Annotated in this window: 11 protein-coding genes; 5 read left to right on the top strand and 6 right to left on the bottom strand. The window is 71.6% G+C overall.

Annotation, left to right across the window (positions count from 1 at the left end; genetic code table 11):
* Positions 1-132: 132 nt before the first annotated feature.
* Positions 133-1092: a hypothetical protein gene (locus tag OHA37_RS25425; protein ID WP_266908834.1), complete on the top strand. Its 960-nt coding sequence runs from the start codon at positions 133-135 to the stop codon at positions 1090-1092.
* 5 nt (positions 1093-1097) lie between these two features.
* Here OHA37_RS25425 and OHA37_RS25420 read toward each other — a convergent pair whose 3' ends face one another.
* A complete protein-coding gene (locus tag OHA37_RS25420; protein WP_266908832.1) occupies positions 1098-2003 on the bottom strand; it encodes a pyridoxamine 5'-phosphate oxidase family protein in 906 nt (301 codons plus the stop codon).
* A complete protein-coding gene (locus tag OHA37_RS25415; protein ID WP_266908831.1) occupies positions 2003-2461 on the bottom strand; it encodes a VOC family protein in 459 nt (152 codons plus the stop codon). Before OHA37_RS25415 ends, OHA37_RS25420 begins: the two co-directional genes overlap by 1 nt.
* Positions 2462-2581: 120 nt before the next feature.
* On the opposite strand from OHA37_RS25415, the gene OHA37_RS25410 reads away from it, so the two are divergent.
* Complete coding sequence (locus tag OHA37_RS25410) at positions 2582-3142, top strand: CGNR zinc finger domain-containing protein (RefSeq protein ID WP_266908830.1); 561 nt, start codon at positions 2582-2584, stop codon at positions 3140-3142.
* 273 nt (positions 3143-3415) lie between these two features.
* Entirely contained in the window at positions 3416-6748 is a 3333-nt protein-coding gene (locus tag OHA37_RS25405) for a S8 family serine peptidase (RefSeq protein ID WP_266908828.1), read from the top strand.
* Between the two features lie 101 nt (positions 6749-6849).
* Here the strand turns inward: OHA37_RS25405 and OHA37_RS25400 are convergent, their stop codons facing one another.
* A complete protein-coding gene (locus OHA37_RS25400; protein ID WP_266908826.1) occupies positions 6850-8337 on the bottom strand; it encodes a M28 family metallopeptidase in 1488 nt (495 codons plus the stop codon).
* A 252-nt stretch (positions 8338-8589) separates the two neighbouring features.
* On the opposite strand from OHA37_RS25400, the gene OHA37_RS25395 reads away from it, so the two are divergent.
* Positions 8590-9618 carry an aspartate-semialdehyde dehydrogenase gene (locus tag OHA37_RS25395; RefSeq protein WP_266908824.1) on the top strand — a complete coding sequence of 343 codons (1029 nt, stop codon included), beginning with the start codon at positions 8590-8592 and terminating at the stop codon, positions 9616-9618.
* 82 nt (positions 9619-9700) lie between these two features.
* Here OHA37_RS25395 and OHA37_RS25390 read toward each other — a convergent pair whose 3' ends face one another.
* Entirely contained in the window at positions 9701-10198 is a 498-nt protein-coding gene (locus tag OHA37_RS25390; RefSeq protein ID WP_266908822.1) for a DUF1203 domain-containing protein, read from the bottom strand.
* A gap of 140 nt (positions 10199-10338) precedes the next feature.
* Between OHA37_RS25390 and pepN the strand changes: the two genes are divergently transcribed.
* Entirely contained in the window at positions 10339-12909 is a 2571-nt protein-coding gene (gene pepN / locus OHA37_RS25385) for an aminopeptidase N (protein ID WP_266908820.1), read from the top strand.
* 211 nt (positions 12910-13120) lie between these two features.
* Here pepN and OHA37_RS25380 read toward each other — a convergent pair whose 3' ends face one another.
* Both OHA37_RS25380 and OHA37_RS25375 read right to left on the bottom strand, forming a co-directional pair.
* On the bottom strand, positions 13121-14023 hold the full coding sequence (locus tag OHA37_RS25380; protein ID WP_266908818.1) for a LysR family transcriptional regulator: 903 nt from the start codon (positions 14021-14023) through the stop codon (positions 13121-13123).
* Between the two features lie 10 nt (positions 14024-14033).
* Complete coding sequence (locus OHA37_RS25375; RefSeq protein WP_443046216.1) at positions 14034-14996, bottom strand: DMT family transporter; 963 nt, start codon at positions 14994-14996, stop codon at positions 14034-14036.
* Between the last annotated feature and the right edge of the window lies 1 nt (position 14997).

Raw genomic sequence — 14997 nt, 5'->3', positions numbered from 1 at the left:
CAGGAAATCGGGGGTGCGCCGCGCAGCCCATCGGCAGTCGAACGTCCGTACTTTAGCCCCGTCTTGTCCCGATTTGCCGACGGATGTGTAACAGGGGTTAGCGAGGCCATGGCCTGAGGGAATCTCAGCGTCATGAACCACAACGCACCCCTCCCCCTCGCCCACCTCACCGACAACCGCCCCCGCGTGCTGTCGCTGGCCCAGCTCCGCGAGCACGGGGTCTCCGCCTCCGACGCCGCCGAGCGGTCCTGGCAGCAGATCCTGCCGGGGGTGTTCCTGCTCCACGCCGGTACCGCGACGAGCGAGGAGCGGCTGCACGCGGCGCTCCTCTACGCCGGACGCCGCGGGGACGAGGTCATGATCACCGGGCTGGCCGCCCTCGCGCTGTACCGGTTCTCCTCCGCCCCCGCCCTGCTCGGCCTCCCCCAGATCGACGTGCTCGTCCCGAACACCCGTCGGCTGCGCTCCGCCGGACAGGTCCGCATCGTCCGGACGCACACCCCGCCCCGGCCGGTGGAGGTCACGGGCCTGCCCGTCGCCCCCGTGGCCCGCGCCGTCGCCGACGCCGTCGCCCACCTCTCCGACGCCGGTACGGTCCGCCGCCTGCTCAGCGAAGCCGTCCGCGGCGGGCACTGCGAACCGGCCGCCGTGGTGCGGGAGCTGACGGTGGCCCGGCTGCTGAACCGCCCGCACGTGGTGGACGCCGTCGAGTCGCTGCTCGCCGAGGGCCGGGCCATCGCCGAGGACCGGCTGTACCAGCTCGTACGGGGCTACGAGCTCCCCGAGCCCGTCTGGAACGTGGACCTGCGGCTGCCCGGCGGCCCGCACCTGGGCGGGGTCGACGCGTACTGGCCGGAGCAGGCGGTGGCCGTGGAGATCGACACCCGGGCCCCGCGCCAGGGCGAGGACGAGGCGTGGTCGGAGTCCGTCCGCAAGCGGGAGACCCTGGAGCGGTGCGGAATCACCGTCCTACACATCACCCCGCGCAAGCTCCGCGACTGGCCCGAGCAGCAGGCGGCGGTCGTACGGACCGCCCTGACGGCGTCCGACGACCGCGAGCCCGCCGCCTACCTCGTCGTCCTGCCCAGGTGAGGGCCCTACCCCGCAGGCTGCCAAGGCGGCGCGGGCAGCGCCGGATTGGCCGGCGAGTACTCCGGGGCGCTCCACAGCAGCCGCCCCGGGTGCAGGCTCTGAACCACCGACTCGATCCGGAAGCGGACCCGCCGCTCCCCGCCCGCCCCGAACTCGGGCTCCGCCCGCCCGCTGAGCTGGAGCAGCGCCCCGCTCTCCCAGTCCGGGAACAGCAGCCCGGCCCGCGGGTCCGCGAGCAGGTTCCCCAGGGTCAGGAACATCGCGTTGCCCGCGTAGTCCGGCCAGGCCAGTTCCGTCGGGGACAGCACCTCGACGAAGCCCGGCATTCCGCCCCGGTGGCTCGCGTCGGCCCCGTCCGCCCCCGCGGAGGTGGCGACGAAGAAGGTGTCGGCGGCGCGGACGGCCCGTTCCTGGTCGGGGGTGAGCGCGTCCCCGCGCCGCACGACACCGGCTCCTTCGGCGACGAGCTGGACAGGCTGCCGCTTCTGGAGGTACTTGGGACAGTTGGCGAAGACCCGCTCGGCCGCCAGCGCGAACCCGCCGGCGGTCACCTCCAGGGTTCCGCCCAGCCGCATCCGGCGCCGGGTGCGCGGGTCGAGGGAGATGGTCCCGACCCGGGTGCCGGCGGTGGCGAGCGCCTCGGCCAGCGGATCGCCCTCGGGGATCCCTCCCCTGACCGTGATCCGGTCCGGCCCGGTGGCCCGTACGAAGCCGGGGGCGCCGGTCAGCAGTGAGGCCCAGAGCAGGCCTCCGGGATCGGCCGCGCCGACGACGAGGTGCGGCTGCAGCCCCAGGAAGGCCGCCGCGACGTCCTTGATGTGCGGGGTGATGGACTGGCCGACGTGCACGGCGTGCTCCCGGACGCCGACCCGCTCCTGGACGGCCAGCGAGCCCCAGTGATACCCGGACATTAGAAGAACCCGCAGGTCGGGGCCCCTGTGGTGGGAGCCTCGGCGCCTTCGGCGCCGCTCGGCACGGAGATCTCCAGACGGGTCCCGTCGAGGTCGTGGAAGAAGATGCCGCCGGAGGCGGCCCCCTCGCCGTGGGGGACGACCCCTTCGTAGGCGAAATCGACGCCCAGGCCGCGCAGCCGCTCCTCGTACTCCCTGACCTCCTCGACGGCGTCCGCGGAGAGCGCGAGGTGGTGCAGTCCGGCCGCGCCGGGCGCGTAGGCCCCCTCGGCCTGCTGCCACAAGGTCAGCACGAGCTCGCCGTCCTGGCCGAGGAAGGCGAAGCGCCGGTCCTCTTCCTTGCCCTCGCCGAGCAGCTCGAAGCCGAGGCCGTCGCGGTAGAAGACCAGCGACCGGGCGAGATCCGTGACGTTCAGGCCCACGTGGCCGGTGCGCAGCTTGCTGATGACGGTCGTCACAACGGTTCCTTCCCCAGAACTACCCAAATTCCTAACCTTCTAAATCGAGATTAATGGTTAGAACCAGGGGAGTCAACCGCTCACGTACTCTTGAGGGGTTAGTGCCACGAGGAGGCGGACATGACGACGGCGGACCCACGACCCCTGACCGGGGAACCGGTGGCCCTGGACCTGGTCAACACCCGATGGGTCCAGGACGGCGAAGGCGTCGACCTCTTCGCAGGGGCCTTCGGGCTCACCCGCGTCGAAGGGCTCGCCCTCTGGCTGGAGAGCACGGGGCTGGCCGGCCGCTTCCGCGCCGACGCCGCGACCCTGGTCCACCTGCTCACCGCCCGCGAGGCACTGGCCCGCGCGGTCGCGGACCCGGCGGACGAGAGCGCCCGCACCCTGGTCGACGCCGTCCTGGAGCACGGGCGGATCCGGGCGACCCTGACCGCCGAAGGGCCGGGCGAGCGGACCGAGTTCGACGATCCGACCTGGGGTCCGGCCTGGACGGCCGCCCGCGACTACCTGGAGCTGCTGGGCTCCGACCCCGGGCGGATCCGCAAGTGCGCCTCCGAGACCTGCGTGCTGCGCTTCCACGACACCTCGCGCAACGGCACCCGGCGCTGGTGCTCGATGTCGGCCTGCGGAAACCGGGCGAAAGCATCCCGCCACTACGCGCGCACGCGCGAGCGCTGAATGCCGGGAAGTTGTCACACCTGATCTGAGACGGGGACCGGCATCACCCCTGACGCACGGTCGGGAAGTCTACAAATCCATGTTCCACCCCGAAGGTTCGCACCGGTTCGCTCCGGTACGGGCCTTCTGGCGTATGCCCCGAGATGGCGGGAGTCCGCCATGGCAGGTATCGGTCCGTGACAACTCTCCCCAAAGAGCTGTCACTTAGGCGAGGCTGACCGGTCATCCGGCACCGAAATCCGGACCGTACCTTTCACTTAGCCAGGGATGCTGATGACCCTCGACTCCCCCGCTCGTTCCAAAGACGGCGCCATACCCGCGACCCGACGCGCCGCGCGCGTCGCGGCCGCGGCCGGCCTGGTGGCCGCCCTCGCGGCCACCGGTGCCATGCCCGTCTTCGCGGCGACCGGCACGAATACCCCCGCGCCCAGCCCCGCGGTGAAGTCGGCCGACCAGAAGCTCGGCTCGGCCGACGCCGAACTGCTCCAGGAAGCCAAGACCAAGGGCGAGAAGACCGTCACGGTCATGGTCGCGACGGCCCCCGGCGAGACCCAGCAGGTGGCCAAGCAGCTCGACGACGTCCAGGGCGCCTCGGTGGGCCAGACGTACGACAAGCTCGGCTACGTGCGCGCCACGCTGCCGACCGACAAGGCGGAGGCCGCGCTGAAGGCGGCCGCCAAGCTGTCCTCCGTGCACGGCATCGACCTGCGGCACGAGATCCAGCTCCCGGACCCCCGTCCGGACGCGGACCGCGAGACGGGGACGGTGAAGCGGACCGCCGCCGAGACCTACCCCGGGCCGGGCAAGAACACCCCGGCGAAGAACCCGTACAACCCGTCCTTCGAGACCGGTGCGCTGGACTTCCTCAAGAGCAACCCGAAGGCCGACGGCCGCGGTGTGACCATCGGCATCATGGACTCGGGCGTCGACCTCGGCCACCCGGCGCTCCAGAAGACCACCACCGGCGAGCGCAAGATCGTCGACTGGGTCACCGCGACCGACCCGATCACCGACAGCGACGCCACCTGGCGGGCGCAGATCACCCCGGTCGCCGGTGGCACCTTCACCGCGGGCGGCGGCAGCTGGAAGGCTCCGGAGGGCTCCTTCCAGTGGAGCCGTTTCACCGAGTCGATCACCGCCAACGGTGACATGAAGGGCGACGTCAACCGGGACGGGGACACCACCGACCGGTTCGGCCTGCTCTACGACCCGGTCGCCGGGACCGTCCGCGTCGACACCGACCAGGACAACGACTTCACGAACAACGAGCCGATGAAGCCGTACAAGGACGGCTACCAGATCGGCTACTTCGGCACGGACAACCCGGCGACCGAGGTCGCCGAGCGCATCCCGTTCGTGATCGAGATCCGCAAGGACGTCCCGATGGACCCGCTGGGCGGTGACTGGGTCGGCAAGAAGGCCGACTTCGTCAACGTCGGCATCATCGAGTCCGAGCACGGCACGCACGTCGCGGGCATCACCGCCGCCAACGGCCTGTTCGGCGGCGCGATGAACGGCGAGGCGCCCGGCGCCAAGCTCGTCTCCTCGCGCGCCTGCTCCTGGTCCGGCGGCTGCACCAACATCGCGCTGACCGAGGGCATGATCGACCTCGTCGTCAACCGCGGCGTGGACATCGTCAACATGTCGATCGGCGGCCTGCCGGCCCTGAACGACGGCAACAACGCGCGCTCCGAGCTCTACAAGAACCTCATCGACACCTACGGTGTCCAGCTCGTCATCTCGGCGGGCAACGAGGGCCCCGGCATCAACACCATCGGCGACCCCGGTCTCGCGGACAAGGTCATCTCCGTGGGTGCGGCGGTCTCCAAGGAGACCTGGGCGGCCAACTACGGCTCCGGCGTGGCCAAGAAGTACAACATGTTCCCCTTCTCCTCGCGCGGTCCGCGTGAGGACGGCGGCTTCACGCCGACGATCACCGCCCCCGGCGCGTCGATCAACACCATCCAGACCTGGCTGCCCGGTGCACCGGTGAAGGAGGCCGGCTACACCCTGCCGGCCGGTTACGGCATGCTCCAGGGCACCTCGATGTCCTCGCCGCAGGCGGCGGGCGCCAGCGCCCTGCTGATCTCGGCCGCCAAGCAGCACAAGATCGCCCTCACCCCGGCGAACCTGCGCATCGCGCTCACCAGCAGCGCGAAGAAGATCGCGGACGTTCCGGCGCACGCCCAGGGCGCGGGCCTGATCAACATCCCCGGCGCGTGGGAGTCCATCCAGCGCGGCGCGAAGGCCAACGAGTTCACCGTCAAGGCGCCGGTCGACACCGCGATCGACCAGTTCCTGAAGACCCCGGGCTTCGGCACCGGCGTCTACGACCGTGAGGGCGGCCTGAAGGTCGGCCAGAAGAAGGTCTACGACGTCGTCGTCACCCGCACCACGGGCGTCAAGTACGGCACCCCGCACGAGCTGAGCTGGCGCAACAACGACGGCACGTTCAAGGTCATCGGCGGCTACGACTACGTCACCCTGCCCCTGAACAAGCCGGTCACCATCAAGGTCGAGGCCAAGGCCACGACGGCCGGCGTCCACAGCGGCATCCTGCAGCTCGACGACCCCTTCACCGAGGGCATCGACAAGCAGATCCTCTCCACGGTCGTCGTCTCGACCCCGCTGGCGAAGCCCTCGTTCAGCTACTCGGACACCTCCTCCGTGCAGCGCAACAGCCACAAGTCGTACTTCGTGACCGTCCCGGCGGGCGCGAAGACCCTCGAGGTCGCCCTCGGCGGTCTGAACGCGGGCAGCCAGACGCGCTTCATCTCGATCCACCCGTACGGCGTGGGCGTCGAGGACAGCGCGACGACCCAGTGCTACCCGAACTACGACAACCCGGCCAACCAGTGCCGCCCCGACCTGCGTTCGTACCCGAACCCGCAGCCGGGCGTCTGGGAGATCGAGGTCGAGTCGCGTCGTACGTCGCCGCTGCTCGACAACCCGTACAAGCTGGACGTCTCCGTGCTCGGCGCGGCCTTCGACCCCGCGGTCAAGGTCCTGCCCGAGGTCAAGCTGGGCACCCCGGCGCCGGTCCAGTGGACGGTGAAGAACGACGGGGCCGCCATCACGGGCGGCAAGCTCCAGGGTGGTTCGCTCGGCTCCGCGAAGGTCGCCAAGCCGACCATCGCCGCCGGTGAGACCCACACCACCGAGGTCACGATCGGCGAGGGCGTCTCCCGCCTCGACATCGCGATCGGCAACGTCTCCGACGCCGCCGCCGACCTCGACCTGGACGTGTACAAGGACGGCGTCAAGGTCGGCACCTCCGCCGACGGCGACTCCGAGGAGGCCGTGAGCCTCGTCAACCCGGCCGCGGGCACCTACACCATCGAGGTGTTCGGCTACGCGATCCCGTCCGGCTCCACCACGTACGACTACCGCGACGTCTACTACTCGGCCGCCCTGGGCACCGTCCAGGTCGACGAGGCCGCCGCGGTCAACCTCGCCAACGGTGCCTCGGCAACCGTCTCCGCGAACGTGCTGGTCAACAGCGCCGCTCCGGAAGGCCGCCAGTTCTTCGGCGAAGTCAAGCTGCTCAACGCCCGCGGCACCGCCGCCGGCACCGGCAGCGTGCAGATCGAGAAGGTCCTGCCGTAACCCGGTAGGAGCCTGAACACAGCGGGGGCGGTGCTCGTCAGAGCACCGCCCCCGCCTGTTTCCCCGCCGGTTCCCCCTCCGGCTTCCCCCTCGGGTGCGGGCTACTTCCCCAGCGAGCCCAGGTCCTGCGCGTACGTGCCCACCGCGTGGGCGATCACGTCCAGGTTGGTGTCGAAGGCCTTCAGGTCGATGTTCTTCAGGTTGTCCCCGGCCCCGTGGTAGTTCGGGTCGTACGGGGCCCCGGCCGTGCCGCCGTACCGCGCGGCCTGCTCCGGCGTCTTGATGCCCTCGGCGCCGGTGAAGGTGCCGCCGGCCGGGATGCCGTTCGCGATGAAGGGGCCGTAGTCGGAGCGGCCGTCGAAGTCGCTGCCCTCGTGCGGCTTGCCCTTCTTGTCGAGGAAGCCGTTGATCAGCGCCTCGATCTGCGCGGAGCCGGCCGGGCCCGCGCCCTCGCCCGTCTTGTCCGAGTCGTCGCCGTCGTAGACGAACTGCACCGGGTTCGGCGAGGCGATCATGTCGAAGTTCAGGTACAGGGCGATGTCCTTCTTCTGCCGCTCCGACAGCTGCGCGACGTAGTGCTCGGAGCCCAGCAGGCCGAGCTCCTCCGCCGACCACCAGGCGAAGCGGACCTTGTTGGCGGTCTGCTTGCCCTTGCCCTTCTTGTTGGCGCCCTCGTCCGCGAGCTTGAGGGCCACCTCCAGCAGACCGGCCGAGCCGGACCCGTTGTCGTTGATGCCCGGGCCCTCGGGGACCGAGTCCAGGTGGGCGCCGACGGTGACCACGCGGTCCGCGCGGCCGCCGCGGGTCTCGGCGATCACGTTGCGCGTGGTCTTCTTCACGTGCTCCTGGTCGAGCTCCAGCCGCACGCTCACCTCCCCCTTGGCGGCGGCCGCGGTCAGCGCCTCCCCGTCGGCGAGGGTGATGCCGGCGCTCGGGATGATCCCCTCGGCGGGCGAGGAGAAGCTGCCGCGGACCGGGGTGGTCCCGCTGTGGTTGTAGACGATCACGCCGATCGCGCCCGCCGCGGCGGCGGCCCGCTGCTTCTCGACGAAGGTGCAGGTGCCTCGCTTGACCAGGGCGATCTTCCCGGTGAAGGCGCCGGCCTGGTAGTCGGCGGCGTCGCAGCCGGGGCTCTCGTCGACCCGGGCGAGGGCGAGCGCGGCGGTCAGGCCGCCGGCCGGGGTGGACTTGGTGAAGGTGAAGGCGGCGGTGGCCAGCTCACGGGACTCCGCGCCGAGGACGGTGGTCTTCTCCGTCCTCGTGTGCGCCTCGTGGATGTCGAAGTCCTGGTACGAGACCTGGTACCCGGCCTTCTTCAGCGTGTCGTGGACGTAGGCGGCGGAGGCCGCGTGGCCGGGCGTGCCGGCGGCGCGGTTGCCGCCGTTGGCGTCGGCGATCTGCTGGAACTTCGCCAGGTGGCGGTAGGCGCCGCGGGCGGTGACCTCCTCCACCAGCTCCTTGGCCAGCCGGCCCTCGCGCGGGTGGGCGGCCGCCGGGGTGGCGGCGAGCAGGACGGGTGCGGCGACGGCGGCGGCCGCGAGGGCGGCGAGCGCCGGTATGGACCGGCGGCGGTGGCGGATGGCACGCACGGTGAATCTCCCCGAGTTCGGATGACGGAACGCCCGTCCGGATTTCGGACGCGACAGACGGGACCGTAATCGGCCGCGACCAGGCGAAACGCCCACCGGGCGGCGGTGCAACACGGCCGCCACGGAGTTGTCACGGGGGTTCACACGGAGAACACCGTCCGCTCCTCGGACAATGGATTGGACAAGGCTCGTGGGGTCGAACGCATGATGGCTTCACGCGCGCCCGCGTCGTACGTACCAAGAGGAGTCACCGTGAGGGTCGGAATCGTCGGAGCCACCGGACAGGTCGGCGGAGTCATGCGCGGCATCCTGGCCGAGCGCAAGTTCCCGGTGGACGAGCTGCGGCTGTTCGCCTCGGCCCGTTCGGCCGGCTCCACCCTCGAATGGGAGGGCCGCGAGATCACCATCGAGGACGCCTCCACGGCCGACTACTCCGGCCTGGACATCGTGCTCTTCTCCGCGGGCGGCGCCACCTCCAAGGCCCTCGCCGAGAAGGTCGCCTCCCAGGGCGCCGTCGTGATCGACAACTCCTCCGCCTGGCGCCGCGACCCCGAGGTCCCCCTCGTGGTCTCCGAGGTCAACCCGCACGCGATCCGGAACCGCCCCAAGGGCATCATCGCGAACCCGAACTGCACCACGATGGCCGCGATGCCGGTGCTGCGCCCGCTGCACGACGAGGCCGGTCTGACCGCGCTGATCGCCACCACCTACCAGGCCGTGTCCGGCTCGGGCCTGGCGGGCGTCGCCGAGCTCAAGGGCCAGGCCTGCGCGGTCTCCGAGGCCGCCGACCAGCTGACCTTCGACGGCGACGCGGTGGAGTTCCCCGAGCCCGCCGTCTACAAGCGTCCGATCGCCTACAACGTGATCCCCCTCGCGGGCTCGATCGTCGACGACGGCTCCTTCGAGACCGACGAGGAGCAGAAGCTCCGCAACGAGTCCCGCAAGATCCTGGAGATCCCGGAGCTCAAGGTCTCGGGCACCTGCGTGCGCGTGCCGGTCTTCGCCGGCCACTCCCTCCAGGTCAACGTCCGCTTCACCCGTCCGCTGAGCGTCGAGCGCGCCTACGAGCTGCTGAAGGACGCCCCGGGCGTCGAGCTCTCGGAGATCCCGACCCCGCTGCAGGCCGCCGGCAAGGACGCCTCGTACGTGGGCCGCATCCGCGTCGACGAGACCACCGAGAACGGCCTCGCGCTGTTCCTCTCCAACGACAACCTCCGCAAGGGCGCCGCGCTGAACGCGGTCCAGATCGCGGAGCTGGTCGCGGAGGAGCTGCGCGGCTGATCCCGCGCGCACGGCTCGTACGGCCGGAGGGCGGCACCGTGACGGTGCCGCCCTTCGGCGTTCCGCCCGTCGGCGGTCCCGGCTACACCCTGCGGACCTCGAAGAGGTAGCAGCCGTACTCGGCCGCGCGGACGTGGACGAGCGCGGTCCGCGGGTCCTCGAAGGCCTCCGTCAGCGCGCGCCCGATCACCGCGTCCGGGTCCTCGGCGAGGTCGAGCACCCGTCCGCCGAGGATGTGGCCCGCCGCGTCGTAGCGGCGGGCCGTGCGCAGGGCGCCGGGGTGGGCGAAGGGGAGGCCGGTCTCCGGCGCCGGTCCGCCGCAGTCTGCGGCGTGGATGAAGACCGGGCCCTGCTCGTCGTAGGCCCCCGGGTCGACGCCGGTCGCGGCGGCCCAGCGGCGCAGCGGGGCGTACACGACGAGGGCGATCCGCTCGCCGGGGGCGCTGCGGCGCAGGCAGCAGCGCAGCGGGGCGCCGCCCTCCGGGTCCTCGTAGGGCGTGCAGGGCCGTCCGGCGTCGTCGAGGGTGCGCAGGAGCGCGAGGACGGGTGGGGCGATGGCGAGCGCGGTGTGGGTGGTCATGGGGTCCAGGGTGCTGCCGGCGGACCGGTCGGAGCTGGCGGAAATCGGACGTCGAGTTTCGCCCGTGGATTACTCCGGCCCAGTGGCCCGGCCCGCGTGGAAGGATGGGCCGGAACGTCACCATCGAAGGAGATGACCGCGTGCCAGGCACGAATCTGACCCGTGAAGAGGCTCAGCAGCGCGCGAAGCTGCTCAGTGTCGACTCGTACGAGATCGAACTCGATCTCAGCGGCGCGCAGGAGGGTGGCACCTACCCCTCCGTGACCACCGTGCGCTTCCAGTCCGCCGAGGCCGGCGCCGAGACCTTCATCGACCTGGTCGCTCCGGCCGTGCACGAGGTCGTCCTCAACGGCAAGTCCCTCGACGTGGCGGCCGTCTTCCGGGATTCCCGGATCGCGCTCGCGCACCTGGCCGCCGGGGCCAACGAGCTCCGCGTCGTCGCCGACTGCGCGTACACGAACACCGGTGAGGGTCTGCACCGCTTCGTCGACCCGGTCGACGAGCAGGCGTACCTGTACACCCAGTTCGAGGTGCCGGACGCGCGCCGCGTGTTCGCGAGCTTCGAGCAGCCCGACCTGAAGGCGACGTTCCGGTTCACCGTGACGGCCCCCGCGGGCTGGACGGTCATCTCGAACTCCCCGACACCGGATGCTCCCGCCGACAACGTCTGGCGCTTCGAGCCCACCCCGCGCATCTCCACGTACATCACGGCCCTGATCGTGGGCCCGTACCACGCGGTGCACAGCTCCTACGAGGGCGCGGACGGGCAGTCCGTCCCGCTCGGCATCTACTGCCGTCCCTCGCTCGCCGAGTTCCTCGACGCCGACGAGATCTTCGACGTGACCCGGCAGGGCTTCACCTGGTTCCAGGAGAAGTTCGCGTACGACTACCCGTTCGCGAAGTACGACCAGCTCTTCGTGCCGGAGTTCAACGCGGGCGCGATGGAGAACGCGGGCGCGGTCACCATCCGCGACCAGTACGTCTTCCGCTCGAAGGTGACGGACGCGGCGTACGAGACGCGCGCCGAGACGATCCTGCACGAGCTCGCGCACATGTGGTTCGGCGACCTCGTCACCATGGAGTGGTGGAACGACCTGTGGCTGAACGAGTCGTTCGCCACCTACACCTCCATCGCCTGCCAGGCGTACGCGGAGGGCTCGAAGTGGCCGCACGCCTGGACCTCCTTCGCCAACTCCATGAAGACCTGGGCGTACCGGCAGGACCAGCTGCCCTCCACGCACCCGATCATGGCCGACATCCGTGACCTGGACGACGTCCTGGTCAACTTCGACGGCATCACGTACGCCAAGGGCGCCTCGGTCCTCAAGCAGCTCGTGGCCTACGTCGGCCAGGACGCCTTCTTCAAGGGTGTGCAGGCGTACTTCAAGGCGCACGCCTTCGGGAACACGCGGCTGTCGGACCTGCTGGGCGCCCTGGAGGAGACCTCCGGCCGCGATCTGACCGCCTGGTCGAAGGCGTGGCTGGAGACGGCCGGCATCAACATCCTGCGCCCCGAGATCGAGACGGACGAGAACGGCTCCATCACCGCCTTCGCCGTCCGCCAGGAGGCCCCGGCGCTGCCCGCCGGTGCCAAGGGCGAGCCGGTCCTGCGCCCGCACCGCATCGCGGTCGGCCTGTACGACCTGGCCGACGGCAAGCTGGTGCGCGGCGAGCGGATCGAGCTGGACATCGACGGCGACCTCACCGCCGTGCCGGAGCTGATCGGCCGGACCCGTCCGGCCGTGGTCCTGCTGAACGACGACGACCTGTCGTACGCCAAGGTCCGCCTCGACGAGGTGTCCCTCGCCAACGTCACCGCGCACCTGGGCGACTTCACCGAATCGCTGCCGCGCGCGCTGTGCTGGGCCTCGGCCTGGGACATGACCCGCGACGGCGAACTGGCCACCCGCGACTACCTGGCCCTCGTCCTGTCGGGCATCGGCAAGGAATCGGACATCGGCGTCGTCCAGTCGCTGCACCGCCAGGTCAAGCTGGCCATCGAGCTGTACGCCGACCCGGCGTGGCGCGACCAGGGCCTGGCCACCTGGACGGAGGCCTCGCTGGAGCACCTGCGCGCGGCCGAGCCGGGCAGCGACCACCAGCTGGCGTGGGCCCGCGCCTTCGCGGCGACGGCCCGTACCGAGGAGCAGCTGACCTACCTGGCGGCGCTGCTGGACGGCTCGGCGGAGGTCAAGGGTCTGGCCGTGGACACCGAGCTGCGCTGGGCGTTCCTGGAGCGCCTGGTCGCCACCGGCGTCGCCGACGAGGCGGCCATCGCGGCCGAGCTGGAGCGGGACAAGACCGCGGCGGGCGAGCGGCACGCGGCGACCGCCCGCGCGGCGCGTCCGACGGCGGAGGCCAAGGCCGAGGCCTGGGCTTCGGTCGTCGAGGGCGACTCGCTCCCGAACGCGGTGCAGGAGGCGGTGATCGGCGGCTTCGTCCAGACCGACCAGCGCGAGCTCCTCGCCCCGTACACGGCGAAGTACTTCGCGGCGGTCAAGGGGGTCTGGGAGACCCGGAGCCACGAGATCGCGCAGCAGATCGCGGTGGGGCTCTACCCGACCCTCCAGGTCTCCCCGGAGACCCTCGCGGCGACGGACGCCTGGCTGGCCTCGGCCGAGCCGAACGCGGCCCTGCGGCGTCTCGTCTCCGAGTCCCGCGCCGGCGTAGAGCGGGCGCTGCGCGCCCAGACGGCGGACGCCCAGGCCTGACCCTGCGGGTCCGCTCCCGGGGCTCCGCCCCGGACCCCGCGCCTCAAACGCCGGCGAGGCTGGATTTCCCAGCCTCGCCGGCGTTCACGTGCGGGCCGGCGCCGGCCCCATCCAGCCCGTCCGGCGTTTGAGGACCGGGTCCGGGCGGAGCCCGGGGAACGGTGGAAGGGCGGGTAGGGGATGGCCCCGCGCAGCGGCCCCGCCCCCACCGCTACGGCCGGGCGGTGGCGACGGAGCGCAGGGCCGCCAGGACGTGGGCCACGGCCGGGGCGGATTCGGAGCCCCGCCGCAGGGCGGCGATGACGTGCCGGGTGGGCCGGTCGTGGGGCAGGCCCCGGACGGCGACGCCGGCCGCGCGGCTCGCCACCATGCGGGGAACCAGCGCGACCCCCATGCCCGCCTCGACCATGGCCAGGATCGCGGTCCACCCGGACGCCGAGTGGGCCTGTTCGGGCACGAACCCGGCCGCCTCGCACGCATTGCGGGTGATCTCCGACCAGGGGCCGGAGCCCCCGTAGATCCACGGGTCCCCGGACAGGTCCGCGAGCCGCAGCTCCCCCGCCCCGGCCAGCGGATGCTCCGGCGGCAGGGCCACGTCGAGGGGGTCCTCCAGCAGGGTCCGGCGGGTGAAGCGGGGATCGCGGGCGGTCGGGGCGTGCGCCGCGAGGGAGAGCGCGAGGTCGACGACTCCGGCGGACAGCAGCTCGTAGGACTCGGCCGCCTCGGTCTCCCGTACGCGGACCTCCACGCCGGGGTGCGAGCGCCTGAGGGCCGCGACCGCCGGGACCACGAGGACCGGTACGGCGGTGGAGAAGGCCCCGATCCGGACCTCCCCCGCTTCCCCCGCGAGGTATCCGGTGAGTTCCGCGTCGGCCCGCTCCAGCTGCGCGAACACGGCCTCCGCGTGCCGCAGTACGAGGTGCGCGGCGTCGGTGAGGCGGACCCGGCGGCCTTGGGCCTCCAGCAGCGGGACCCCGAGCATCCTGGCGAGGTTGGTCAGCTGCTGCGAAACGGCCGAGGGCGTCATGTGCAGCGCCTCGGCCGTCGCGGTCACGGTCCCCTGTTCGGCGAGGGTCCGCAGGATCCGCAGCTTCTTGATGTCCCACTCGATCATGGGACCGAACCTACCGCCGGGCACCCAGACCCACGCCGCCCAGGATCAGCGCCATGCAGAGGAGCTGCGTCGGGCCGGTGGTCTCGCCGAGGAGCAGCAGGCCGAGGCCCGCGACGCAGACGGGCTGGAGGTAGTAGACGACTCCGGCGCGGGCGGCGCCGATCATCGCGACGGCCTTGTTCCAGGCGAAGAAGGCGACGGCGGAGGAGAAGACGCCGACGTACAGGAGCATTCCGGCGGTGGAGGGGGTGACCTGGAAGCCGCCCTGGACGCCGACGGACACGGCGTAGACGGGGGCGAGCATCAGTGCGCCGAGCACGAAGGTGGTGAGCAGGAAGGCGAGGCCGCCCAGTTCGGCGGGCTTGCGCTTGAGGAGCGCGCTGTACGTGGCGAAGGACAGGGCGGCGCCGAACATCCACAGGTCGCCGGCGGCGAAGTCGAAGCGGATGGACCCCTTGCCGACCAGGAGGAGCACGCCGAGGGCCGCGAGGGCCAGTCCGAAGGTGCGCCGGGCTCCGAGCTTCTCGCCGCCGAGCCGGGCGTACAGGGCCATGATGACCGGCGAGGCGGCCATGATCATGCCCATGTTGGATGCGGAGGTGGTCAGTCCGGCCTGGTGGACGAGCGTGTTGTAGAGGGTGACGCCGAAGAGGGTGGCCAGGGCGATGTAGCCGAAGTGCTTGCGGATCAGGGCCCGCTGCTGCCAGGCCTGCCGGGCGGCGAAGGGGGCGACGGCCACGGTGGCGATCACCCAGCGCCAGAAGACGGCCTGGACGGGCGGGATGCTGTCCGCCATGCCCCGGGTGGCGACGAAGCTGCCGGACCAGACGACCGTGGCGATCAGGGCGAGGAGGACGCCGAGACCGGCGGCTCCCTTCTTCGCCTTGCCGGGCAGTGCTTCCTGCTGGACTTCCTCGTGGGCTTCCTGCCGGGCTTCCTGCGGGACGGTGCGGACGCGGTCCGTGACGGCCACT

Source organism: Streptomyces sp. NBC_00335 (genome assembly GCF_036127095.1).
Lineage (GTDB): Bacteria > Actinomycetota > Actinomycetes > Streptomycetales > Streptomycetaceae > Streptomyces.
This window is presented reverse-complemented; position numbering and strand designations above follow the sequence as displayed.

Bases quoted from the DNA above. Each gene is read 5' to 3' on its own strand.
- OHA37_RS25425 (WP_266908834.1), top strand. From the start codon at position 133: ATGAACCACAACGCACCCCTCCCCCTCGCCCACCTCACCGACAACCGC.
- OHA37_RS25420 (WP_266908832.1), bottom strand. From the start codon at position 2,003: ATGTCCGGGTATCACTGGGGCTCGCTGGCCGTCCAGGAGCGGGTCGGC.
- OHA37_RS25410 (WP_266908830.1), top strand. From the start codon at position 2,582: ATGACGACGGCGGACCCACGACCCCTGACCGGGGAACCGGTGGCCCTG.
- OHA37_RS25405 (WP_266908828.1), top strand. From the start codon at position 3,416: ATGACCCTCGACTCCCCCGCTCGTTCCAAAGACGGCGCCATACCCGCG.
- OHA37_RS25390 (WP_266908822.1), bottom strand. From the start codon at position 10,198: ATGACCACCCACACCGCGCTCGCCATCGCCCCACCCGTCCTCGCGCTC.
- OHA37_RS25380 (WP_266908818.1), bottom strand. From the start codon at position 14,023: ATGATCGAGTGGGACATCAAGAAGCTGCGGATCCTGCGGACCCTCGCC.